This is a genomic window from Sphingobacterium gobiense (genome assembly GCF_002980575.1).
Classification (GTDB): Bacteria; Bacteroidota; Bacteroidia; order Sphingobacteriales; family Sphingobacteriaceae; genus Sphingobacterium; species Sphingobacterium gobiense.
Genome location: NZ_PVBS01000002.1, coordinates 159,981 through 183,136 on the forward strand (window position 1 = coordinate 159,981; position 23,156 = coordinate 183,136).

The 23,156-nt window shown below is 42.0% G+C and carries 18 protein-coding genes and 1 tRNA gene; 10 read left to right on the forward strand and 9 right to left on the reverse strand.

The genetic code is table 11. From position 1 onward, the window contains the following. Positions 1-38: 38 nt before the first annotated feature. The 4 genes from ftsY (at position 39) to C5749_RS09920 (ending at position 4,755) form a co-directional block, all read left to right on the forward strand. Complete coding sequence (ftsY, locus tag C5749_RS09905; protein ID WP_105725614.1) at positions 39-1,001, forward strand: signal recognition particle-docking protein FtsY; 963 nt, start codon at positions 39-41, stop codon at positions 999-1,001. 56 nt (positions 1,002-1,057) lie between these two features. Continuing rightward, positions 1,058-2,392: a 30S ribosomal protein S12 methylthiotransferase RimO gene (rimO, locus tag C5749_RS09910; protein WP_105725616.1), complete on the forward strand. Its 1,335-nt coding sequence runs from the start codon at positions 1,058-1,060 to the stop codon at positions 2,390-2,392. Positions 2,393-2,539: 147 nt separating this feature from the next. After that, positions 2,540-4,129: a bacillithiol biosynthesis cysteine-adding enzyme BshC gene (gene bshC / locus C5749_RS09915; RefSeq protein WP_105725618.1), complete on the forward strand. Its 1,590-nt coding sequence runs from the start codon at positions 2,540-2,542 to the stop codon at positions 4,127-4,129. Between the two features lie 8 nt (positions 4,130-4,137). Continuing rightward, complete coding sequence (locus C5749_RS09920) at positions 4,138-4,755, forward strand: Crp/Fnr family transcriptional regulator (RefSeq protein WP_105725620.1); 618 nt, start codon at positions 4,138-4,140, stop codon at positions 4,753-4,755. Here the strand turns inward: C5749_RS09920 and ctlX are convergent. After that, a complete protein-coding gene (ctlX, locus tag C5749_RS09925) occupies positions 4,749-5,663 on the reverse strand; it encodes a citrulline utilization hydrolase CtlX (RefSeq protein ID WP_105725622.1) in 915 nt (304 codons plus the stop codon). The two genes, C5749_RS09920 and ctlX, sit on opposite strands and share 7 nt — an antisense overlap. Before the next feature lie 253 nt (positions 5,664-5,916). Beyond that, positions 5,917-6,831 carry a dimethylarginine dimethylaminohydrolase family protein gene (locus tag C5749_RS09930; protein WP_105725624.1) on the reverse strand — a complete coding sequence of 305 codons (915 nt, stop codon included), beginning with the start codon at positions 6,829-6,831 and terminating at the stop codon, positions 5,917-5,919. A 339-nt stretch (positions 6,832-7,170) separates the two neighbouring features. Between C5749_RS09930 and gcvP the strand changes: the two genes are divergently transcribed. From gcvP to C5749_RS09945, 3 genes are all read left to right on the forward strand, one after another. Next, positions 7,171-10,044: an aminomethyl-transferring glycine dehydrogenase gene (gene gcvP, locus C5749_RS09935; protein WP_105725625.1), complete on the forward strand. Its 2,874-nt coding sequence runs from the start codon at positions 7,171-7,173 to the stop codon at positions 10,042-10,044. Between the two features lie 102 nt (positions 10,045-10,146). Beyond that, the gene (locus tag C5749_RS09940; RefSeq protein WP_105725627.1) at positions 10,147-10,896 is read left to right on the forward strand and encodes a 3-keto-disaccharide hydrolase; all 750 of its coding nucleotides are present in this window, start codon (positions 10,147-10,149) and stop codon (positions 10,894-10,896) included. Between the two features lie 60 nt (positions 10,897-10,956). Beyond that, positions 10,957-11,778 (forward strand): N-acetylmuramoyl-L-alanine amidase, encoded by an 822-nt coding sequence (locus C5749_RS09945; RefSeq protein ID WP_105725629.1) that lies wholly within the window; start codon positions 10,957-10,959, stop codon positions 11,776-11,778. Positions 11,779-11,790: 12 nt separating this feature from the next. Here C5749_RS09945 and C5749_RS09950 read toward each other — a convergent pair whose 3' ends face one another. The 5 genes from C5749_RS09950 to C5749_RS09970 all read right to left on the reverse strand — a co-directional run bounded on the left by C5749_RS09950 (position 11,791) and on the right by C5749_RS09970 (position 16,946). After that, positions 11,791-13,104, reverse strand: a complete 1,314-nt coding sequence (locus C5749_RS09950; RefSeq protein ID WP_105725631.1) for a nicotinamide mononucleotide adenylyltransferase — start codon at positions 13,102-13,104, stop codon at positions 11,791-11,793. A 71-nt stretch (positions 13,105-13,175) separates the two neighbouring features. Beyond that, positions 13,176-13,718: an NUDIX hydrolase gene (locus tag C5749_RS09955; RefSeq protein ID WP_105725633.1), complete on the reverse strand. Its 543-nt coding sequence runs from the start codon at positions 13,716-13,718 to the stop codon at positions 13,176-13,178. Between the two features lie 2 nt (positions 13,719-13,720). Continuing rightward, entirely contained in the window at positions 13,721-15,460 is a 1,740-nt protein-coding gene (locus tag C5749_RS09960) for a phospho-sugar mutase (RefSeq protein ID WP_105725635.1), read from the reverse strand. 61 nt (positions 15,461-15,521) lie between these two features. Beyond that, positions 15,522-16,154: a hypothetical protein gene (locus C5749_RS09965; protein WP_105725637.1), complete on the reverse strand. Its 633-nt coding sequence runs from the start codon at positions 16,152-16,154 to the stop codon at positions 15,522-15,524. Positions 16,155-16,184: 30 nt separating this feature from the next. Continuing rightward, positions 16,185-16,946: an enoyl-CoA hydratase/isomerase family protein gene (locus C5749_RS09970; RefSeq protein WP_105725639.1), complete on the reverse strand. Its 762-nt coding sequence runs from the start codon at positions 16,944-16,946 to the stop codon at positions 16,185-16,187. A gap of 92 nt (positions 16,947-17,038) precedes the next feature. Here C5749_RS09970 and C5749_RS09975 point away from each other — a divergent pair, with 92 nt between their 5' ends. After that, positions 17,039-17,563 carry an ExbD/TolR family protein gene (locus C5749_RS09975; RefSeq protein WP_105725641.1) on the forward strand — a complete coding sequence of 175 codons (525 nt, stop codon included), beginning with the start codon at positions 17,039-17,041 and terminating at the stop codon, positions 17,561-17,563. An 8-nt stretch (positions 17,564-17,571) separates the two neighbouring features. Here C5749_RS09975 and C5749_RS09980 read toward each other — a convergent pair whose 3' ends face one another. Beyond that, the gene (locus C5749_RS09980; protein ID WP_105725643.1) at positions 17,572-20,226 is read right to left on the reverse strand and encodes a TonB-dependent receptor plug domain-containing protein; all 2,655 of its coding nucleotides are present in this window, start codon (positions 20,224-20,226) and stop codon (positions 17,572-17,574) included. Between the two features lie 91 nt (positions 20,227-20,317). On the opposite strand from C5749_RS09980, the gene purD reads away from it, so the two are divergent. Further along, complete coding sequence (gene purD / locus C5749_RS09985; RefSeq protein ID WP_105725645.1) at positions 20,318-21,592, forward strand: phosphoribosylamine--glycine ligase; 1,275 nt, start codon at positions 20,318-20,320, stop codon at positions 21,590-21,592. Between the two features lie 176 nt (positions 21,593-21,768). Further along, positions 21,769-21,840: transfer RNA gene (locus C5749_RS09990), tRNA-Glu, on the forward strand. Positions 21,841-21,930: 90 nt separating this feature from the next. On the opposite strand, the gene C5749_RS09995 is transcribed toward C5749_RS09990, so the two are convergent. Continuing rightward, positions 21,931-23,070 carry a hypothetical protein gene (locus tag C5749_RS09995; protein WP_146113728.1) on the reverse strand — a complete coding sequence of 380 codons (1,140 nt, stop codon included), beginning with the start codon at positions 23,068-23,070 and terminating at the stop codon, positions 21,931-21,933. Positions 23,071-23,156: the final 86 nt, after the last annotated feature.

Below are 23,156 nucleotides of genomic sequence, written 5' to 3' on the forward strand. Positions count from 1 at the left end.
GGGCTTTTTTCGTATATTTACCTTTTACTTTTTTCTCCATGGGATTATTTGATTTTTTTAAAAAGAAGCAGGAAACAGCAGAAGCACAGGAAGCTTTAGATAAGGGTTTGGAAAAAACAAAGGAAGGTTTTCTTTCAAAGATAACCAAAGCAGTTGTTGGAAAATCCACTATCGACGATGAAGTTTTAGACAATCTCGAAGAGGTGCTTGTGATGTCCGACGTCGGGGTAACGACAACCTTAAAGATTGTTGACCGTATTCAACAACGCGTTGCACGTGATAAATATGTGGGCACAGAGGACTTAAATCACCTACTTAAAGAAGAGATACAAGCACTGTTGGCGGAAAATAATAGTAACGACTTCGAAACTTTTGAGTATGGTGCCCACAAACCCTATGTAATTATGGTCGTAGGCGTAAATGGTGTAGGAAAGACGACCACCATTGGTAAGCTTGCCCATCAATTAAAAGAAGCGGGAAATAAAGTTGTATTAGGCGCAGCAGATACCTTTCGCGCCGCTGCCGTAGATCAAATCAAATTATGGGGAGAACGTGTTGGCGTACGCGTGGTAGCCCAGCCCATGGGATCCGATCCAGCGTCGGTAGCGTATGATACGGTTAAATCAGCTGTCGCGAACGGTGATGATGTAGCCATTATAGATACAGCTGGACGCTTGCATAACAAAGTTGGTTTGATGAACGAGTTGACCAAGATTAAAAACGTGATGCAAAAAGTCGTACCGGGTGCTCCCCATGAAATCTTATTGGTATTGGATGCCTCAACGGGGCAAAATGCCATCGAGCAAGCCACACAATTTACGCAAGCTACCGACGTCAATGCTTTAGCGCTAACGAAATTGGATGGTACAGCAAAAGGGGGCGTAGTCATCGGTATTTCAGACCAATTTAAAATTCCGGTCAAATATATTGGTGTGGGTGAGAAAATTGGCGATTTGCAGTTATTTAATAAAAAGGATTTCGTCGATTCGTTGTTTAAATAATTTCCTTTAATAAAATAGTCCTTGATGGCACATTCCTGTCATCATAATGAACAGAAATGAGAACAAAAAATAGTAAGGGTACTCCTCAAGTGAGTAAACCAAGGGTGAATGTCGTGACGTTGGGATGCTCTAAGAATATCCACGATTCTGAAGTATTAATGGGACAGCTGAAAGGCAACCAAATGGAAGTTGTGCACGAGGCTTCCAATACACAGAAAAGTGATATCGTTGTCATCAATACCTGTGGTTTTATTGACAATGCAAAGCAAGAATCTATTGATACTATTTTGCAATATTCGGCTTTAAAGGAGGAGGGAAAGATAAATAAGGTTATTGTGACTGGTTGCTTATCGGAGCGGTACAAACCAGAACTTCAATCTGAAATTTCGAATGTTGATGCTTATTTCGGAACAAACGATCTACCAGAATTGCTGACGACAATTGGAGCAGATTATCGCCATGAATTGTTAGGAGAGCGTTTATTGTCCACACCTTCTCATTTTTCATATTTTAAAATTGCAGAAGGGTGTAATCGGCCCTGCTCGTTTTGCGCCATCCCCCTTATGCGGGGTAAGCATGTGTCTAAATCTATCGACGATTTAGTGAAAGAGGCCAAATTCTTAGCTTCTAACGGAACGAAAGAATTGATACTCATCGCCCAGGACCTAACCTATTATGGGCTGGATATTTATGGAAAGCGTAATTTGGGAGATCTACTACGGCATTTATCGGATGTCGATGGTATAGAGTGGATTCGCCTGCAATATGCTTATCCATCGGGTTTTCCAATGGATATTTTAGAGGTCATAAAGGAGCGCTCGAATATCTGCAATTACCTTGATATGCCGTTACAGCACATTTCTGATGCCATGCTGAAATCGATGCGTCGAGGAACGACGAAACAAAAGCAAGTCGACCTTGTTAATCAAATTCGTGATAGCGTGCCCGATATTGCCTTACGTACAACTTTAATATGTGGTTATCCGGGAGAAACGGAGCAGGACTTCAATGAAATGTTGGAGTGGGTGGAAGAAACCCGATTTGATCGTTTAGGTTGTTTTACGTATTCACACGAGGAAAAGACACATGCCCATACCTTAGTAGATGATGTATCACAAGAGGAGAAAGAGTCGCGTGTGGAGCAAATCATGGAGGTACAACAAGGCATTTCCTACGAAATTAATCAAGAAAAAATCGGACAGACGTTTAAGGTACTCGTTGACCGTCTGGACGGTGATTACTTCATTGGCCGCACGGAATATGATTCACCGGAGGTGGATAACGAAGTGGTGCTGAATGCGAAGACAAATTATGCTCGGATCGGAGATTTCGTTCAAGTAAAAGTAGATCGAGCAGAGGATTTTGATTTATATGGGGAAGTGGTTAAATAGATCGCTGACCACATTTTGGATCGTAGAATAAGTGCCTTTCGTCAAACGTTTGCTATAATTTCGGTTTCCCCGTGGTAGCTTCGTGCAAAAATATGTAAATTGTCCGCTCAATCCGTAGATACTACGAGACGATACGAACTGCGTTAGATGAAAGCAACATATATTGATTACAGCGATACTGGTAGTTTTTCAGATACATTATTAGCCTACCTCGCAAACGAAGAGCAATTGCGTCCTTTTTACGGGCAAAGACCGACACGGGAAGGGTTTCGACAACAGATTGCCGAGAAGCGAAACTTTCCGAACAGAAGATTATTGACGACAACACTTCGTGAGCAATACGGCCCGCTTTTAGCACAATCGCCGGAAGTGGAAACTAACATCACGTTGCTGGGAGATGAAAAGACTTTTACGGTTACGACAGGACATCAACTCAATATATTTACCGGGCCACTTTATTTTATTTTTAAGATTATTACCGCGGTACGGTTGGCGAAAGATTTAAAAGAAGCGTACCCTGAATATTCTTTCGTACCGGTGTATTGGATGGCGACCGAAGACCACGATTTTGCCGAAATAAATAACACTAAAGTATTCGGTAAGAAGATAATATGGGATACGCCGGCGGTTTCCGCTACGGGTCGGATGTCCACATATGACATTGCCGACACCGTCAAACAATATTGCGGTACCTTCGGCTTATCTATCAATGCGGATAAGCTAAAAAGGATAGTCGAGGATGCCTACCTCCAAAACTGGTCTCTTGCAGCAGCTACACGGTATATGGTAAATGAACTGTTCAAACCATACGGACTGGTGATTATTGACGCGGATAGCAAAGACTTTAAAAAAGTTTTCGCGCCGATTATAGCACAGGATATTTTTGAAGAAAATAGCTTTAAAGCTATTGAAGATACCTCTGGAAATCTAGAGAACTTAGGTTACCATACGCAGGTGCACGCGCGGGAAATCAACTTCTTTTATTTAACGGATGAATTTCGGGAGCGTATCGTGCGCACAGAAGATGGGAGATTCGAAGTCTTGCATCGTGGACTTTATTTTTCGGAAGAGGAAATGCGGACGGAAATAGCGCAATATCCTGAACGGTTTAGTCCGAATGTCGTTATGCGGCCGTTATATCAAGAACTTATCCTACCGAATTTGGCTTATATCGGTGGAGGAGCGGAGATTGTGTATTGGTTGCAATTGAAGGCTAACTTCGATTACTATCAAGTGCCGTTCCCTATTCTTGTCCCACGTAACTCAGCCATGCTCACAGATGACCATGTTGCGGGAAAAATTTTTCGTTTAGACTTGACTTTCAAAAGTATATTTAAGTCAACAGATGTGTTAAAGAACGAGTATGTCCGACGCCATACAAAACATCGGTTGAATCTGCGTGACGAGTGGATGGAGCTCAATGCTATTTTTGGAAAGATTAAACTGCGTGCGCATAAAATCGACCCCAGCTTGGGCCCGAGTACAGAAGCCGTGAAAGCACGCTTAAAAAAAGCGATTAATAATTTAGAGAAGAAGCTGCTGAAAGCCGACAAGCATAACCATGAAGATGCGCTTATACAGATAGAACGTGTGAAAGATAAACTTTTTCCAAACGGCGGCTTACAAGAGCGTACAGAAAACTTTGCGTCTTTATATTTGAAACACGGTGATGGTCTCATTCGGGAATTGGAAAAGCACTTTAACCCGCTCGAGTTTAAATTTACGATTTTATATTAAAGGCTTCTATGGAGTTCAATTGGCGAGAAAGTAATTTTTTTAAATATTATAGCGAGAAAGCTGCGCTTTCCGAAGAGATCTTTGAACAACTAGTGCCGTACTTTTCGTTTAGGGAGATTATCCATAATCAGTACTTGCTCAGCGCAGGAGAGTTGAGTCGTTATGTCTTTTTTGTGGAGTCGGGACTATTGCTTTCGTTTTCGTTAGACGAAAAGGGAGGAGAGCATATTCTGCAATTTGCGCCGGAGAACTGGATTATCTCGGATCGAGCAAGCCAATACTTCAATAAGCCAACCGATTTTTTCATCAAAGCGATCGAACCTTCGGTAATTGTTTTCATTCAACCGGAATTTATGGAAAAGGCGTCCCAGTTAAGTCATGCTTTCGCCTGCTTTATGGAAAGCTCGTTACAGCGAAATATCCACATCCAGCAGCAACGGATAAATTCACTATTGGCCATGAGTGCCAAGGAACGATATCTTTTGTTTATGGATATGTATCCGAGTTTGCTACAACGCGTTCCCCAATGGATGATTGCCTCTTATCTCGGGATCACTCCTGAAAGTCTTAGCCGTGTGCGTCGAGAACTACTACTGGAGCAAGGCGTAAAGAAAAAGGCTCAGTAAAACACTTCGGCCACCATACACCGCGCACTGCCGCCGCCACCTCTTTCAATGGTATCCAGCGGGTTGTGTATAATCTGTCCCCAAGAATAAAGTAAGCCTAGCTGTTCCGCCGTAAAGCTCTGATACGCCTGTGAGCTCATTACAATAAAAGGATCTCCTGTAATAGACTGTACTTCCAGTATATTTCCCGCAAAAGAATTAACCTGATCCTCCGATATATCCACAATCTTCTTTCCGGTTTCATTTAACCGTTTAATCAAATTCATTTTTTCGTGCCTATTGTCAATACTGTCGGTACACACGACGGCAAACTGTGTTCCTAGGGACATCATCACATTGGTATGATAGATGGGCTTACGCAACCCGCCTACCGTTTGGTTGGCTTCAAAAATAAATAATTCATACCCTAAATCAAGACAAAATTGATGCGCAACCCCTGCATCGGCACGGGGAGATAATGAACAGTAAGCAATTCGGTTTATGCGGTCCAAAATTAAACTTCCGGTTCCTTCTAAAAAGCGATTTTCTTTCTCAAAGCTGGTATAATCTATAATATCGTCAAACGTTAAGCCCCATCGTTGCAACGCATTCAGATAATCCAATTTGCGTTCCCGTCGTCTATTTTCAGCAAACATGGGATACAAAACCGCTGTTCGTTTATGGAACGAAATACAGTTATTTGGAAAAATGCTGTCCGGTGTATCATAGTCTCCTTCATCCTGTATGACAAACGTATTTATTTTGTGTGCGTTGAGTGCATTTACAAAATTGTCAAATTCTTCTTGAGCCTGCTGAGCAGGTAGAGGTAACAGTAAATCTTCTTGAAAATAATTGTTTACGGCTGTCTCTTCGTTTTTCCGAAACTGATAAGGCCGAACTAAAAGTAACGTGTCTGTTGTTTGTTTCATAAGTTCTATGTTCTTTTTACCTTGATGAAAAAAGAACCAAAAAAATCAAGACTTGCATGGTTCCGCTACCTTTCCTTGTCTATTCCTAAACAGAATGAACTCGCTGGCGCTCAGACAGCATTCTGTTTTTAACGGAATATCCTGCGTAAAGCTGGCCGCGGAACAATACTAGGTCGATTTAATCCGCATCACTGCTATCAACTATTAATCGCGTTCACTTATGCCGTTGTACAATCCCTCATTAACATAAAAATTAATCCCTATATAAAGGAAGGGTAGAGCACCGCAACAGCCCTTCCTGTTTGCCAATTTCGTGATAGGGAACTTCTTCCACATGAAATCTTTGATTCCTAAGCCAATAGTTAAGTCGATCAAACCGTCGCTCGGTCACCACTACATCTTCTGAGATAGAAAATATATTGCTATACATTTCATACATTTCGTCTGCCGTTATGGTAAAAATATTTTCGTCCCCGAAAAGTTTGCGAAGATAGAGATAGTCCGCTGGATTCTGGAAACCACCAGGATAAATGATGGCCTTATCCCTGCCTACAGGTTGAAAACAACAGTCCAGGTGGAGCGCATTTTCCCGCGGATTAGTCATTGATTTTATAAGATCAAATTCTTTCACAATTTTGTCAGGAAACAAATCTTTCAAAAATTGTACACCTTTCCTATTCGTTCTGGCTGTATTTATAGCCGAGTAATCGTCACCTTTGTATGTGCCCACAAAAAGGTATTCATTCCAAAGGATGACATCTCCACCTTCAATGTGTACTTCCTCCGGTGCTTTAATAAGATCCTCTGGAGCGATTTGTTTGACAATATGCTCGATTGCTCGCCATTCTTCCGCACGGTCGGGGAGGATGTTAGCCTTTATAAAGTAGCGGTCTATGACAAAGCCAATATCGCGCGAGAATATTTGATTTAATTCAGGTATCAGTTCGGGTCGATATACTTTTACTCCATATCGCTCTAACACATCATGAAAAGCAGATATCTCGAAAACCATATCCGACTCTACGGGATAAGTTCCTGCCAATATATGTTCCAGAGACTTCGGGTCGTAAGCCTCTTCTGCTTTCGGAGCCGGGCCATTTTGGTTCGCAATACCTAATACGACAGCCCTTAATCTTCCCGTTTCGTTTGTGATATGAAGTTTTAACATACCGATTTCTATACCTGCTAATGTCTTAAAGATAAGTAATTTGTCTTACAAAGGTTAATTTTTATGTCGAAATACATTATTGATAAGATTCTGGTAGAAAGGTTAATAATAATAGAAAGAAAGCCGATTTTATTTTGATTTTCTCTTAAATATAAGTGTGTGCATAGAAAATACCGCAAACGATTGTTGTGCATATGATACTATATCAGGCTTTCAGGTCCTATTAATTTCGATGATTAAATTGTATCTTTGCGGTCTCAAAAAGTATATGAAAGTATCACCCTAAAAAGGTCTAAATAAGATGGTTTAGGACGATATTACGGAAAAGTAAAGCGCAAAATGAGCAACGTATTTTATCAAGAAAAATTTCAGGACCGTCACAACGGCCCGAGGGTAGAAGAGATACAAGAAATGTTAGGCTACTTGGGGCTACAATCCTTGGATCAGCTTATCGACCAAGCAGTTCCAAGCCAGATTAGGTTGAAAAAGGCGCTCGCCTTGCCAACGGCTTTGAGCGAAAAATCATTTTTAGTTAAAATCCAACAAATTGCAGATAAAAATAAAGTATTCAAATCCTATATTGGACAGGGATATTATGATGTTACTGTACCTGCAGTTATTCAGCGCAACGTATTGGAAAATCCGGGTTGGTATACACAATATACACCTTATCAAGCAGAGATTGCCCAAGGACGTCTGCAAGCTCTGTTGAACTTCCAGACAGCGGTTGCAGATCTGACGGGACTTGAAATTGCGAACGCTTCCCTGCTGGACGAAGCTACGGCTGCTGCTGAAGCGATGTTTATGTTATACAGCGCACGGAAAAATAAAACAGCAAATGTATTCTTAGTAACGCCTAATATTTACCCACAGACATTGGATGTACTGCAAACGAGAGCAGTTCCGTTTGGTGTGGAGATACGGGTCGCTGATCTGGAAGAAGAAAACTTGACCGAAGATATATTTGCGACGCTTATTCAATATCCTGCCGCGGATGGTACGATTAAGGATTACACCGGTTTTACCGCAGCAGCCCACGAAAAAAACGTCACGGTATGTGCTATAGCCGATTTAATGTCGTTGGCATTACTGACTCCTCCGGGAGAATGGGGAGCTGACGTTGTCGTTGGGAACTCACAGCGTTTTGGTGTTCCGATGGGATTCGGAGGACCACATGCCGCTTTTTTTGCAACAAAAGAAGCGTATAAACGAAATATCCCCGGACGTATTATCGGTGTTACTTCCGACGCTAGTGGTAATTATGCATTACGTATGGCATTGCAAACAAGGGAACAGCATATCCGTCGTGACAAGGCCTCTTCCAATATTTGTACAGCACAAGCGCTGTTGGCGATTATGGCATCGTTCTATGCGGTGTACCACGGCCCTCAAGGCATAAAAAATATAGCCAAACGCATTAACGATTTAACTAAGCTATTAGACAAGGCATTGCAAGAGCTTGGTTACGAACAGATCAATGAGGCGTACTTTGATACCCTACGCATCGCAGTTGGCGATCATGTCGGTGCATTAAAATCAGAAGCACTTAACAATGAACTGAATTTCTTTTACCACGAAGGAATGGTTGGTATTTCTCTTGATGAAACCACCACCTTTGAAGACATCGAAACCATTGTCAGGGTTTTCGCCAAAATCAAGGGAAAATCATGGAACGATGTTGATCTACGTGGTTTGACAGAGCAATTGGAATCTTCCATACCCTCGGAAGCCGTGCGTACCTCTCCTTATCTTACCCACCCGATTTTTAACAGTTATCACTCCGAGAGTGAAATGCTTCGGTATATCAAATCATTGGAGGCTAAGGATCTATCTTTATGTCATTCCATGATTCCGTTGGGTTCTTGTACCATGAAACTCAATGCAACGACCGAAATGCTGCCTTTAACATGGGCACGTTTTGGTGATCTGCATCCCTTCGCCCCTGTCGATCAGACATCCGGCTATATGCAACTAATTAACGAGTTGAACGATTGGCTTTCCGAGATCACCGGATTCGCGAAGATGTCGTTTCAGCCAAATTCGGGAGCCCAAGGCGAATACGCGGGATTGATGGTTATACGTGCCTATCATGAAAGCCGTAGCGAGGGGCATCGTAATGTTTGTTTGATTCCTGCCTCAGCACATGGGACAAATCCTGCATCGGCATCTATGGCAGGTTTAAAAGTTGTGGTTGTAAAATGCGATGTGTATGGCAACATCGACGTAGTAGATCTTCGGACGAAAGCAGAAGAACACGCCGCGAACTTAAATTCCTTGATGGTGACCTATCCTTCAACACATGGGGTATTTGAGGAGTCGATTATTGAAATATGTGAAATTATTCACCAAAATGGTGGGCAGGTATATATGGATGGTGCAAATATGAACGCACAGGTGGGGTTGACCAGTCCTGGTTTTATCGGGGCGGATGTATGTCACTTAAACTTACATAAGACCTTCTGTATTCCACATGGTGGTGGTGGCCCTGGTATGGGCCCCATTGGTGTCGCAGCGCATTTGGTGCCGTTCCTACCGAATCATGAAGTGGTAGAGATATCGGGTGAAGAAGGTATTTCGGCCGTTTCCGCCGCTCCCTTTGGATCGGCTTCCATCTTGACGATTTCCTATGCTTATATTGCTATGATGGGAGGAGAGGGGCTGACGGATGCAACTAAAACAGCGATCTTGAATGCAAATTACATTAAAGCACGTTTGGAAAATCATTACCCAGTGTTATACGCGGGAGCGAACGGTCGTTGTGCACACGAGATGATATTGGATTGTCGGGCATTCAAGAGTGTTGGCATTGAAGTGAGTGATATCGCTAAACGTTTAATGGATTACGGCTTCCATGCACCAACGGTATCTTTTCCGGTGGCAGGCACATTGATGGTTGAACCTACCGAATCAGAATCCAAGGCAGAACTAGATCGTTTTTGTGATGCATTGATTGCCATCCGTTCTGAAATTGCAGCGGTAGAAACTGGTGAAATCGATCAGAAGGAGAATGTATTGAAACACGCTCCGCATACAGCAGAAATTGTTTCTGCCGATGAATGGAATAGACCGTATAGCCGCCAAACAGCCGCTTATCCACTTTCTTATTTAAAAGTGAATAAATTCTGGCCCTCGGTAGGTCGAGTAAACGACTCACAAGGGGATAGAACATTGATTTGTTCGTGTCCTTCTATCGAAGAATATATGGAAGCGTAGAAAAGCTATTTATATCCGTTGACGGATCATATGATTTAAAACTCTTGCGATTTTTTAATTGCAGGAGTTTTTTTATTTTAGAGAAAACTTAAACCTTTGATCATGCGTATATCGAAGATACTAGCTTTCGTGGGACTGTTTATTTTATTTTGGGGTTTAACGTCCCAGGCGCAGGAAGCTCTTTTTGAGTTTGGGGAACGAAGGGATTTCAATGCGTTAATAAATGGGGTGCCAGAAGCAAAGACATTAAAATGGATTGATGTTAATACTACCGATACGACTTGGTATCGTGATGGGGATAAACTGGTGTGTAAAGGTTTGCCGATCGGTATCGTGCGTTCGGAAAAGATGTACCAAAACTTCATTATGCATGTGGAATGGCGTCACATGGAGAAAGGAGGAAACTCGGGGATTTTTGTTTGGTGTGATGCGCAACCGGAGGAACACAATAGACTACCTAGTGGGGTAGAAGTACAGATGTTGGAACTGGATTGGGTAAACCAGCATAAGCGAAACGGAGAAACACCACCTATTGCCTATGTGCACGGTGAGCTTTTTGGAGTCGGAAAAGTTTCGACGGTGCCAGATAACCCGAGGGGGGTGCGAAGCAAATCGGTGGAGAATAGGTGTTTGGGTGTAGGTGAGTGGAATAAATATACGGTGATTTGTGTTGACGGAACGATTAAGCTCGCTGTTAACGGAAAGTTTGTCAATGGTATACGGGAATCCTCTAAAAGAAAAGGATATGTATGCCTGGAATCGGAGGGAGCTCAAATAGCGTTTAGGAACTTGCAGATTATCGAATTGGACGAGGGATATATCTTACCGGAACACATCGTGAAGGAGCTTTAGGAATTGGAGCATTTATTGCTTTGTTTAAATTAGGAGCAAAGAGGTAACAAAAAACTTTGAATGAAAAATATCTATATCTTTTTATTTAGCTGCGCCATTCTACTGTCATCCTGTGGTGGTGGAAAATATGCGGCAACGGAAAAAATCTATAAATCGAAGGCGAAGGGATTTGCTGAAATATATAAAGAAACCCCCGTAACGGGCCAATTGGGAAAGATTATTGTTCCACAGAAGGAATGGATAGCTTCCGTTAATTTCGGCGTCCGAAAGCCGAACTATGTTGTTCTTCACCATACGGCGCAAAACTCTACAGAACAAACTGTTCGAACTTTCCATAATCAGAAGGCCGGGGTTAGTTCTCATTATGTGATCGGGCGTGACGGAAAAGTTATACAAATGGTGAACGATTTGTACAGAGGGCATCACGCTGGCGTGAGCAGATGGGGAAATGATACAGATCTTAATTCATCATCCATAGGTATAGAGTTGGATAATAACGGAACAACAGATCCTTGGCCCGATGTTCAGATTGATGCGTTGATTAGCTTATTACACTACCTGAAAGAAACCTACAAAATCCCACAAGCAAATTTTATTGGACATATGGATGTCTCACCAGGAAGGAAGATAGATCCGTCTCGTTTTCCCTGGAAAAAATTGGCAGATGCAGGATTTGGATTCTGGTATGACGAAAATCTGGAAACACCGCCGGAAAATTTCGATCCGCCATTGGCGTTACGTATTATCGGATATAATATAACAAACATCGATGCTGCGATAAAAGCATTTAAGGTTCATTATATTCAGGACGGCTCCACTACAGCTGTTTTAAATGAAAAAGAACTGAAAATACTGTACGCTATTTTTAAGAAATACCTGTAATCTTTTCTCGGCTTATACCGTTTTCACAAATTTTTCGTCGTAGTTCTCTATATCGACAATATATTTATTTTGCACCAAAAAGTCAAATAGCGGTTTTGCTTCATCGGCAACGGGCATATTCTCGGTTGTAATAATCTCGTTTGTTTTCTTATCTAAATAAGGGTAAGCATATAGTTTGACATCTTTACTGAACATGCCCGAGATGTATGAAAGCAACTCGTTGGTATAAACGTCTTTATTGTAGTTTTCGGTATTGAAAATATTCTTCAGATTGGAGGTGTTGGTCGCGATGCCCACATGTTTCGGCTTAAATGTCTGGATAAACTCCGCTAAATGGTTATTACGCTGAAAGTTCGACACCATGATATTGTTACCTGTTGAACAAAGGTATTCAGCACGTTCAGCAAAATACCGGAGATCCTCGTTGGTGATCTTGTTCTCCTCGTCGAGCGCATTTCCCATTAAGACCTCAATTAATACTACCGTGTCATTTTCTGTAGCACCCGTGTTTTTCTTAAACTGCTCTACAGCGAGGTTGAATAGATCGAAATTAGGGTTTGATTTCTGCCGATATTTGGTGCGTAGAATAATGATATTCTTTTTGTAGAGGTAGTCTTTAATCTGCGCCGCATGTGCATCAGGTTTGAATATAGCAGCTTGTGCGAATCCCTTTGCAATGAGGTAAAGATTGAGTAGTCTCTCGTTGGCATGTTCAAAAACCGGACCTGTTACTTTAACTAAATCAATCTCCACTGATCCGATAGAAAGATTGTCTACTAACGACTCAATCATCGTTTGTGGATTATTAGCGTAGTAATATGCGGCAAAAATGAGATTAACGCCTAAGATACCCAGTACTTTTGTCTGTAGACGCGAATCACTATCCAATAGGCGGATGTGGATAACGATATCGTTGACCGGACCGCCTGCCTCATGTTGAAAGCGTATACCGATCCATCCGTGCGGATCATTGGTTTTGGTGAAATTGAGCGTGGTGACGGTATCGGCAAAAGCAAAGAATTTTTTTGATTTGTATTTTTCCCCATGCAGGCGTTCGGTTAATAAATCAAACTCGTGCGTCAGCATCTTATTGACACGCGTGCGGCTCACATAACGGCCGGACTCCTCCGCACCATATATAGCATCACTGAATGCCATATCATAAGCGGACATTGTTTTTGCAATGGTGCCTGAAGCGGCCCCTGCTCCGAAGAAGTTGCGGGCGACTTCCTGTCCTGCGCCGATTTCAGCAAAGGTGCCATAAATATCGGGATTGAGGTTAATTTTTAATGCTTTTCGCTTCGTTTCAAAGATCTCTCTTGCCATGCATGCAAAGGTACAAAATATTGAATATTATTCGGCGCGAAAGCTGTTTTTAAAAATAAAATTAGGCTTACTTAAAGTAAACCTAATTTTCGAAATGCATAAAATAAGGCAGAAGTGTGCAAAGCTTGACCTATCTTATTGTCAAAAAGGAATTGTTTAGCCTTTTCGACGCTCATAATCACAACTTCAATATCCTCCGAACTGTCTAACTGTTGTTCTTGAATTTTCTTGCCTCCTTTTAAGACGTACGTGTACGTTAAATTTCCACTCGTCGCCGGATTGGCATATAATTCGCAGATATATTCGATGTATTCGAAAATATAGCCCGTCTCTTCTAAAAGCTCGCGCCGGGCTGCCTCTTCTGGTCGCTCGCCGTCATCGACCACACCTGCGGGGAGCTCCACCATGATTTTGTTTGCGCCATGTCTATACTGCCGAACAAATAGTATATGATTGTCTTCGGTAAAGGCTACCATATTCACCCAAGTGGGATATTCCAGCACGTAATATTCCTCTTTGATATTCCCGTTTGGAAGCTGTAATTTATCGACACGCAAAGTGGCCCAGGGACGTTGGATAATATACTTTGAATCTAATAAAGTCCATTTCTCCATAATCAATCTTTCACAATGTCCGCCATAATACGTTTTACTTTATCTTCCAGTTTCGCTAGTACGTGCTCGTAAGCGTCTCTGGATCCTAGATCCTCTTTGACGGAGCAGTAAAATTTAATTTTAGGTTCGGTTCCCGATGGTCTGGCAGAGATTACATCGCCGTCAACAGTGATGAATTGGAGTACATCTGATTTTGGCAAATCCATAGTTGTTTTCGTTCCATCTGTCAATATGTGCGCAATAGCGGTGGAATAGTCGCGGATTTCTTTAACGTTTACACCTCCTAGTAATTGTGGAGGAGTAGCACGAAGATTTGCCATCATCTGCTTGATTTCATCGGCACCCGCTTTTCCTTTCTTGGTAAGTGAGATAAGTTTTTCTTGATAAAAGCCGTAGCTTTCGTAAAGCTCCAGCAACACGTCGAATAATGTTTTCCCTTGGGTTTTGAAGTAAGCGGCCATCTCGGCGATAAAGGCACAGGCGTTAACAGCGTCCTTATCCCGAACGAGGTCGCCAACTAGAAAGCCATAGCTTTCTTCTCCACCAACTAGATAGTTTTCTTTTCCCTCTAATTTCGTCATCACTTCACCAATGAATTTAAAGCCAGTCAATGTGTCGTAATGTTTTACGCCGAAACTATGGCCGATGTCAGCCATGAGGTTGGATGTCACGATCGTTTTCACGATAAAATCGTTATCTCGCAGTTCGTGTTTTGCTTTTTTGGACGATAGTACGTAATAGATAAGCAAGCTACCGATCTGATTACCGTTCAATAACTGCATCTCGCCTTTGTGATTCTTTACGGCTAAACCAACCCGATCTGCGTCAGGGTCGGTTGCCATGACGAGGTCTGCGTCTAGCTCCTGTCCCTTTTGTTTCGCCATTGTCATAGCCTCTTCCTCCTCGGGGTTTGGATAGACCACGGTTGGGAAGTTTCCGTCTGGCGTCATTTGTTCTTCCACAACCTGTACATTGGTAAAGCCCCACGCAGAAAGTACCTTGGGCACGATAATGCCGGTTCCATGGATAGGGGAGAAGATAATCTTTAAGTCTTTTTGAGCGGATACAGCTTCGGGGTGTATGCTTAACTTTTTATTCTCCTCGATATAGCGTTTATCAAAATCCTCATCCACGAGGGTTATCTTCGTTTGATCGCGTTCAAACTTAATATCATTTACGGATCGTATGGCATTAACCTCATCGATTACGTTTTTATCGTGTGGTGCGACCAGTTGTCCGCCGTCTTTCCAGTATGCCTTGTACCCGTTGTACTCCTTCGGGTTGTGTGAGGCCGTTAACATTACACCACCTTGACATCCAAAATGCCGGACGGCAAAAGAAAGCATCGGCGTAGGACGGAGCTCCTTAAATAGGTATACGTGAATGCCATTTGCCGAGAAAACGTCTGCTACCAGATGGCCTAATTGTTGCGAATTGTTCCGACAGTCATAACCGACTGCCACTTTGATCTCTTGGGCAGGAAACTGGCTTTTTAGGTAATTTGCCAAGCCCTGTGTTGCTTTGCCGATAGTATATTTATTGATTCGGTTTGATCCGACACCCATAATACCACGTAAACCTCCGGTTCCAAACGCTAACTCCTTGTAAAAAGCATCTATAAGCTCTGTTTCTTCGTTGCTATCTACGAGGTTCTGTACCTTTGCAACGGTATCGCGGTCGTATTCTGCGCCAAGCCATTGTTGAATACGGTCTTTTGTTTCATTATCTATTTTGTTATTCATCTTTGCTAAAATTAACTTAAAAGTGCGTTCATTATATGAAAAAAACAAATTATCTTTCTATTTAAGCATCGCACCAACCGTAAGCGCGATCAAGTACAAATACGTACCAATTGCCTTGATGTTTTTTAACATGGAAAATCAGATTTTCATCTTTTGTTAGCATAACACGGAAAGTATCTTTTTCCAATTGTTTGACTTCTGCAAGATCGGTGTCGTTTATGCCATTAAACTCATAATTAAAGGTGGCGATTTCTGTGAGTTCGTTTGCCTGTACAGTCGTGTCACAGAAAAAACCTAATTTACTCCATTTTTCCGTGCCGCAGTCAAAAGAAGGAAGTTCCTCAAAGTTTAGCGCATAACCGTTCTCGAATGTCGTATAGGGAAAATGTTCAGGCACCGGTTTAGTAAAATCGATACTATCCACGCGCTCATACACGTCTTGCGCACCGGGCCGGTATATGACATACAGACCTAGGTCCGGGTGTACAAGCGCATTGGCTTTTTCATTATCCTGACTAAGGTATGCCCTTGCAAAACGCGTAATGACTTCGCTTATTCCTTGTGTATCATCCGGAAAAGTAGCTGTCGGTATGTCAAGGGAATCCTTTGTTTCTTCACTTTTTTTGTTGGAGGAGGTACATGATGCTAATAAAAAAAAGGTATAGCAGCATATTAAGATAAGAATGCTCTTCATGTTCATATGTCTTTGTTCTTTAATCCGTTCTTATTTAGTGAGGTTGTCAATAATAGTTTTTAATATACGCCTTGTTGATGGTTTCCACCATTGTGTTAACATTTGCTGTACCACTTCTGTTTTATTTTCGTCGATATGTTGCAGTAGATGTTTGCGCATATTCAATTTTGTTGTTCCCCAGGCTTGGCGTTCAAATTGGGTCCATGATTTTGCTTTTCGGGTAGCCGAGGTATGGATGCGGTCTGCCGGAACAACCTCGTCAATAAGACCACTTTGTAGTCCCTCGGCTGGGGAGAAAAGTTTTCCATCTAAAAGGTATCGATAAGCTTGGGCTTGCCCTAGCCATAGGCTGTAGAGATCAAAGATACTTGGCGGTACAATCAAGCCGATCGGAACTTCATTTAATCCGATAATAAATTCGCCGTCTGCCATAATACGGTAATCACAACAAATGGCTAAAACGCATCCTCCAGCGGGCGCATGTCCTGTAACAGAAGCAATTGCTGGTTTAGGAAACGACGCCAAAGTGTATATCAGATCGACAAACGTTTCCCATAAGGTTTTTATCTGTTCTTTATCGTACTGGTATAGTGCGATAAGGTCTAGCCCAGCAGAGAAGAAACCCTCTTTGCCATGAAGAATAATAGCCTCTACTGCGGGGTCTTCTTTCGCGCGTTCCAATTCACTTGTTAGTTCCTGCATCATTTCTAAATGCATGGCGTTGGACTTTCCCCGGTCAAGTCCGATATAAGTAATATGTTCGCTTATCTGTGCTTTGATGAATTCGCCCATAATATTTCTTTTTATGCTATTTTATGGAAAAATACGCAAAAAACCATCAATATTATAAATAACCAAGTCGCACTTCTTAAAAATAATAGATTATGGCAGAATTAACGAACAACCAGAAAGTAGGGGGAAAGAAGAAACGTAGGAGTATTCGAAACACACCCGTGCCTAAAGTAGATTTGACCGCAATGGTTGATTTAGCCTTTCTCCTGATTACCTTTTTTATGCTCACTACTTCGCTGAATACGCCCAATCAGTTGGATATTGCCATGCCGGACAAAGGTCCTATCACGGAGCCAATTTTGCTGAGTGAAGATCGCGTGCTGAACCTTATCTTAGGGGAAAATAATGAACTAACGTACTATCGAGGTACCGCCGACTCACCGAAGACTAGTCCTCAAAAAGTAGCGTATGGAAAGCTGGGTTTAGGAGAACTGCTGGCAAAGACGGCTGTTGACGTGAAACAAGCAACCAATGGGAAGGATATTATCGTGCTGATTAAGCCCAGTGAAGGGTCGATAGCGCGAAATCTTGTGGATGCAGTGGATGCAGTACAACGCGCAGCAATTAGTCGCTATATGATTACGAAAGTTAACGATATAGAAAAAAGAATGATGTAGCACTATTTTTATTTGACGTCAACAGTTAATGTTTTCCTCCCCAATCTTCCGTAAAGATCCAGCCCTTCTATCGTTATAAGGTATTCACCGGCTTCATCGGCAGTATAAAAGTCAAAAGTCGCTTTACCACTGTCATCCGTTATGATATTCGGTTCCCAATGAATGGTGGTCCGTAAATCCTGACGCAGTGTTGTTTCTGAATCAGGTTCATAGACAGGCTTATAGAACGTCTTCTGAATATGGAAGCCTTTTGGTTGCACCGTGGCGATGCCTTTGGGAGTATAGTTGCTTCGCATGGCATCAGCGCCTGTTTTTGAGGTAATGATGATTAGGCCATTTCCGCCGTAAGAACCATAAATGGCCGTATAGTTTACATTTCGCAGTACCTCTACACTTTGCACGTCCATCGGGTTGATCATGGATAACATATCGCTTTCGACGTACATCCCATCCAAGATAACTTGCATTTCACCGCCTCCACGGGTGGTATATGGAATACCGTTTCTAAACATGACCCCCATCAACCGGCCGTTTAGACACATTTCTAATGTAGTACACATTTCCAAATCCTCTGCAGAGATTACTTGATCCGCGTTGCCAGGCCCATTGAGGTTTGCGGAGCGTTCGGAAGCCTTATGCCGTGGACGTTGGGCAGTTACGATTACTTCTTCAATCGCAATGGATTTTTCCATAAGTCCTTGTGCCTCTAGTCCCGAGAAATATTTTTTACTGTAGAGAAGCTCGTCGACAAAGGTCGTATTCACGTTATTCTGTTCGCCGGGAGCATTTTTGTTGGGGTCGATAACAGGCGAAGTTTCTTCAGGAACAATAATGTCGATGTTATTTCGTCCCTTTTCGTCTTTCGCTGTTATGATGAATTTAATGCTGTCGGGGAAAAATAAATTGTCGAACTCGAAATAGCCTTCTTCATTCGCCACCGTATCGATAAATTCCATAAAATTGTGTGTTGGCACTAACACCATGTTGGCTTTTGGAGCAGGTGCTTTTCGGCCGAGTTTCCGGGCCTGACCCTTGATGGATATGCTCTTCTCAGGAGAAAAAGCAGGTTCGCTGATTTCTAAAGGAGCCGTTATATCGATTTTTCGCCAACCTTGTGTTAAAAGTAGATTGTCTATATCGCTGGTTTTTATTTCACCATCAAAATAATAGCCGGGGTTTTCGATGTAGCCTTTAATATCTGCGCTTAATAATAGCGACGAGAGCATGTTAGGCGCTATTTTAGGGTTATCTTTTAATTTAGAGGCGTTGACTACTGAAGCGGATAAAACAGCCGTTCGTATGCTATCCGATGGTACTCCCGTTTCAAGTGACACGGTTATCTTTTTTCTTTTGGTACTTGTTGGTGTGTTCGTATTCGCTATTAATGGCAGTGTTTTCTTTTCACTATAAACAAAAACGGACCTTTCTATCAACGGTTCCAGTATGCTATTTAAAATGCTGATGGTTAATATGCCATTGGGCAAATCAGTTTTAGGCACAGAAAAAACCAGTTCTGGCTTGGAAACAGGCTGTTTTGATGCGTAGTAAACATTTCCCATGTACTGAACTACGAAATAGATCTCACTACCGTCTTGCTTATCGGTGCTTACATTTACCTGTGCAAACAGTTTATCGCTATTTCCATTGTTCATCTGGATATTATAACCAGAAGAAAGGGGTATAGGGAGTTCCGATTTTATAGTCGTTCCATCGTCGAATGTGGTATATGCGACCATAGGTTCTGTATTTTGAATAAATAGTGGAGCCGAACCCATACCCAAAATATTGGTTTCGATGGTTGCCGCGGTGTCGCCCGTCGTTGTTAGTATAACCGTTCGGCTCTCCACGCCGAGACCGTCTGGTTTTAGTGTTTTGACAGCAATTTTATTGATGCGGTTAGCTAACAGACTTCCTCCTTCTGGAAAAAATTGTACGCTATTTTCTAAAGCTGTTGCTTTCGGCAGTTTGAAGATTTTTTCGATTTGTGCTTTTGCGCTATTCGTAAAATTAATAGAAAGCTTGGCTTCTGCATAATCATCTTTAAAAGGAATCTCCAATTGCCCTTGGTCATTAGTTTTAACACGACCTCTTTTTAAGTTTTTGTCTTCTCGGGAGATAATCTCGTATCGTATGGTTTCTTCTGCCAAAGGAACACCTTGTAGATCCTGTAATTGAATCGTGTAGTTGCTATTGTCAAGATAAGAACGAGAAAGGACATTGTCTAATCTGCCGTTACTAACCTGTATATTCTTGTTAAAAAAATAAATAGCGCTATCATTGCGCATCCAGTTGGTGTAGGCCCGGATACGATATGTTCCCTCAACTAGCGTGTCGGTCAATGTAATGTCGCCCATACCGAGGCCTGTCAATATAGGGATCCGGATGCGCGATACAACTTTTTCTTTCGGGCTGATGAGCTCTACATAGGCAATGTTGCTAATATTGGATAAAAGGTTGTCCACGCCTACGGTTGCATAGGCTTTAAACCAAATAGTCTCTCCTGCTGTATAGGTATGTTTATCCATATGGAGGTACAGCTTTTCAATAGGACGGGCGTCGTGGTATGCGTTTATTTTAGCTAGAAGACCTTGTAAATCTTGTGCTTTTATACCAGCCGTAACCAGTGTAAAAAAGCATAACAACAGGAGTCTTTTCGTATTCATAACAGGTGAAATTTGAACTCAAAATACAAAAAAAACAGTATACATTATTATTTTTTAACGATTATTAATCAACATCGGTATCTTTGTTGGTATGAATATCTTAATTATCGGTTCCGGCGGCAGGGAATCTGCCTTTGCGTACAAATTATCGAAAAGTCCAAAATTGAATCAACTTTTTATCGCTCCAGGAAATGCAGGAACGAGCCAGTATGGACAAAATGTAAACTTGAAAGTCACGGATTTTGACGGAATAGCATCTTTTGCCGTTGAAAATGCGGTCGATATGATTCTAGTGGGGCCTGAGGAGCCCTTAGTAAAAGGTATTCACGATTATTTTTTGAACCGAGAAGATGTGAAGCACATACCCGTTATCGGTCCTCAACAAAAAGGCGCGCAACTCGAAGGGTCTAAAGATTTTTCAAAGGAGTTTATGTTGCGCCATGAAATTCCCACGGCTGCTTATAAATCGTTTGACAAGTCTAATCTGGAAGAAGGGCTGGCCTACTTAGAGACCCAAAAATTGCCTATTGTTTTGAAGGCCGATGGCTTAGCTGCTGGAAAGGGAGTTTTGATTTGTGAAACGTTGGAAGACGCTAAGACGGAGCTAAGTGCTATGATCGCGGATGCGAAATTTGGAGACGCTAGTTCCGTAGTGGTTATTGAAGAGTTTTTAAAAGGGATCGAGCTTTCCGTTTTCGTGCTTACGGATGGTGATTCGTATAAAGTATTGCCTTCGGCAAAGGATTATAAGCGTATCGGTGAGAGTGATACCGGATTGAATACGGGAGGAATGGGGTCGATATCTCCCGTTCCATTTGCTGATGAGATCTTTCTTTCTAAAGTAGAGGAACGCATTATTAAGCCAACAATAGAAGGGCTAAAGAAAGACGAAATTCCATATAAGGGTTTTATTTTTATTGGTTTGATGAACGTCGACGGAGAGCCTTATGTTATCGAATATAATGTCCGCATGGGCGATCCGGAAACAGAATCTGTATTGCCAAGGATTGAGTCAGATTTGATTGATCTATTAGACGGTGTGGCGAAAGGCGATTTAGATTCCCGGAGTTACACAGTTAGCCCCAAAACAGCCGTAACAGTAGTGCTGGTTTCAGGAGGTTATCCGGGAGATTATGAATCTGGCAAGGAGATTACGAATATCGAAAATGTGGAAGATTCTATTGTTTTTCATGCAGGAACTAAGGAAATAGATGGAAAGGTTGTTACAGCCGGAGGGCGCGTTATTGCCGTAACGACACTCCAAGACACTTTGTTTGATGCACTTCAACAAGCGACAGCTGATGCCGGAAGAATATTTTTTGAACGTAAATATTTTCGTAAGGATATCGGGTTCGACTTGATATAAGTTCTCACCAAAACGAGATTAAAGGGCGTAAACATCCTAAAGACGCTTTACGCCTTTTAAGACACGCCCTGTTGTAAAAAAATAACTTTTTCAGATTCAATGTATTATAAGATAGCGCGAAAAAAAGTTTTGGCAATATAGATATTGCTCTTATATTTGCATCACCGAAAGCAAATGGCCCGTTCGTCTAGGGGTTAGGACGCAAGATTTTCATTCTTGAAACAGGGGTTCGATTCCCCTACGGGCTACCGAGAGACTCCAAAGAGAGCCGACAAGATTCAAAGCCGCCTTTAATATATTTAGAGGCGGCTTTTCGTTATGTGTTATCAATTTCTCCGTTAATAACTACGTGTATTGACGTACCGCAAAATACTGTGTGCCTGTTTTTTCGCTTTCCCATCTGCTTCCGGATAGGAATAATAGATTTCCAGGTATTGATTATCCTTAAAATAGGTTTTTGCCGTACCGCTCACGTAGCCATTGTTCGACTCTTCTTCGTAGAAAATATCGTCATAACTGTAGCGATAGCTATCCATTTCCTTGTTCGCCTCGTTGAAATCATCTTTGGTCATTTCTGTTTTTTGCAGCAAGGTATAAAGCGAAACGTCGCCATTGTCAGCGCGATAGGCAAAATAATAGTCCCCTTTGCGTGGCTTTTCATCTTGTATAAAGGGGGTATCTTTTATTTTGAGATATACATCATGCGTAAACTTGTTTGGATAAATGCCCAAAAACGGATCTTGCCAAAAGCTCTTCGGTTCGTCGACTTGTTGTAGTTGTTCTACCGTCGCATTTTCCCATTCAGGAACGTTCAGTCCGAGGTTTTTACTAATTTCTTTCATTTTGTTAAGCGTGGCGAGTGTATCGCTTCCCAGCAAAGGTACCACGGCCTCAAAAACCAGTTGTCCCTGCTGGTAAAAGCCTAACAGATAATCACGATAACTTGTCCACACCCGGTAGATACCGGTTTTGTATTTCGGGTGTTTAGCCAAAACTCCGGTTTCATAGAGCGATGCACGATGTATATCGCGAACGGCCTCTACGCCGCCAAAAATAGGACTACCGCTCTCGAGATAGCTGTCGCTCAAAAATACCTCCCGGTCGTCATAAAGTAACATTGCGCCAACAAACAGGTCTCCCCAGACGGAATCCTGAAACAACACTTCTTTTGCACTGAAAATGACGGTATCTGTAGCGGGATCACCGTATTCGCGAAGTTCTTCTATCGCATCATAGTAACGGTTCATAAAAGGGAATACCTGCTTTGCATTAGTAAAGATTAATTTATCCTTTTCGGCTTGTTTCAGCTCGTCTCCAAAAGGTGCTTTCCGAAGCCATGCATTCAGATTTTCCACACCTATCAGTTGCTTGACGTCTTCATCCCACACGAACGGTTTTCGGTTATGAGATCTGTTATCACATGATGTCAGCATAATGAACATAAACAGCGCAGCGAGGATCCATGTTTTCCGTATCATTCCTTTATAAAAATAGTCCATACCATACAAAAGTGCATATTTTGATTCGATTTATAAATCCCTAAAATCCGGTATTTCATCCATTA

Coding starts and splice junctions, on each gene's coding strand:
- C5749_RS09970 (WP_105725639.1), bottom strand. CDS start 16,946: ATGGGCGAATTCATCAAAGCACAGATAAGCGAACATATTACTTATATC.
- C5749_RS09930 (WP_105725624.1), bottom strand. CDS start 6,831: ATGTTAAAACTTCATATCACAAACGAAACGGGAAGATTAAGGGCTGTC.
- bshC (WP_105725618.1), top strand. CDS start 2,540: ATGAAAGCAACATATATTGATTACAGCGATACTGGTAGTTTTTCAGAT.
- C5749_RS09945 (WP_105725629.1), top strand. CDS start 10,957: ATGAAAAATATCTATATCTTTTTATTTAGCTGCGCCATTCTACTGTCA.
- C5749_RS09940 (WP_105725627.1), top strand. CDS start 10,147: ATGCGTATATCGAAGATACTAGCTTTCGTGGGACTGTTTATTTTATTT.
- C5749_RS09980 (WP_105725643.1), bottom strand. CDS start 20,226: ATGAATACGAAAAGACTCCTGTTGTTATGCTTTTTTACACTGGTTACG.
- gcvP (WP_105725625.1), top strand. CDS start 7,171: ATGAGCAACGTATTTTATCAAGAAAAATTTCAGGACCGTCACAACGGC.
- C5749_RS09975 (WP_105725641.1), top strand. CDS start 17,039: ATGGCAGAATTAACGAACAACCAGAAAGTAGGGGGAAAGAAGAAACGT.
- C5749_RS09955 (WP_105725633.1), bottom strand. CDS start 13,718: ATGGAGAAATGGACTTTATTAGATTCAAAGTATATTATCCAACGTCCC.
- C5749_RS09950 (WP_105725631.1), bottom strand. CDS start 13,104: ATGGCAAGAGAGATCTTTGAAACGAAGCGAAAAGCATTAAAAATTAAC.
- C5749_RS09995 (WP_146113728.1), bottom strand. CDS start 23,070: ATGATACGGAAAACATGGATCCTCGCTGCGCTGTTTATGTTCATTATG.
- ctlX (WP_105725622.1), bottom strand. CDS start 5,663: ATGAAACAAACAACAGACACGTTACTTTTAGTTCGGCCTTATCAGTTT.
- C5749_RS09965 (WP_105725637.1), bottom strand. CDS start 16,154: ATGAAGAGCATTCTTATCTTAATATGCTGCTATACCTTTTTTTTATTA.
- C5749_RS09960 (WP_105725635.1), bottom strand. CDS start 15,460: ATGAATAACAAAATAGATAATGAAACAAAAGACCGTATTCAACAATGG.
- C5749_RS09920 (WP_105725620.1), top strand. CDS start 4,138: ATGGAGTTCAATTGGCGAGAAAGTAATTTTTTTAAATATTATAGCGAG.
- ftsY (WP_105725614.1), top strand. CDS start 39: ATGGGATTATTTGATTTTTTTAAAAAGAAGCAGGAAACAGCAGAAGCA.
- rimO (WP_105725616.1), top strand. CDS start 1,058: ATGAGAACAAAAAATAGTAAGGGTACTCCTCAAGTGAGTAAACCAAGG.
- purD (WP_105725645.1), top strand. CDS start 20,318: ATGAATATCTTAATTATCGGTTCCGGCGGCAGGGAATCTGCCTTTGCG.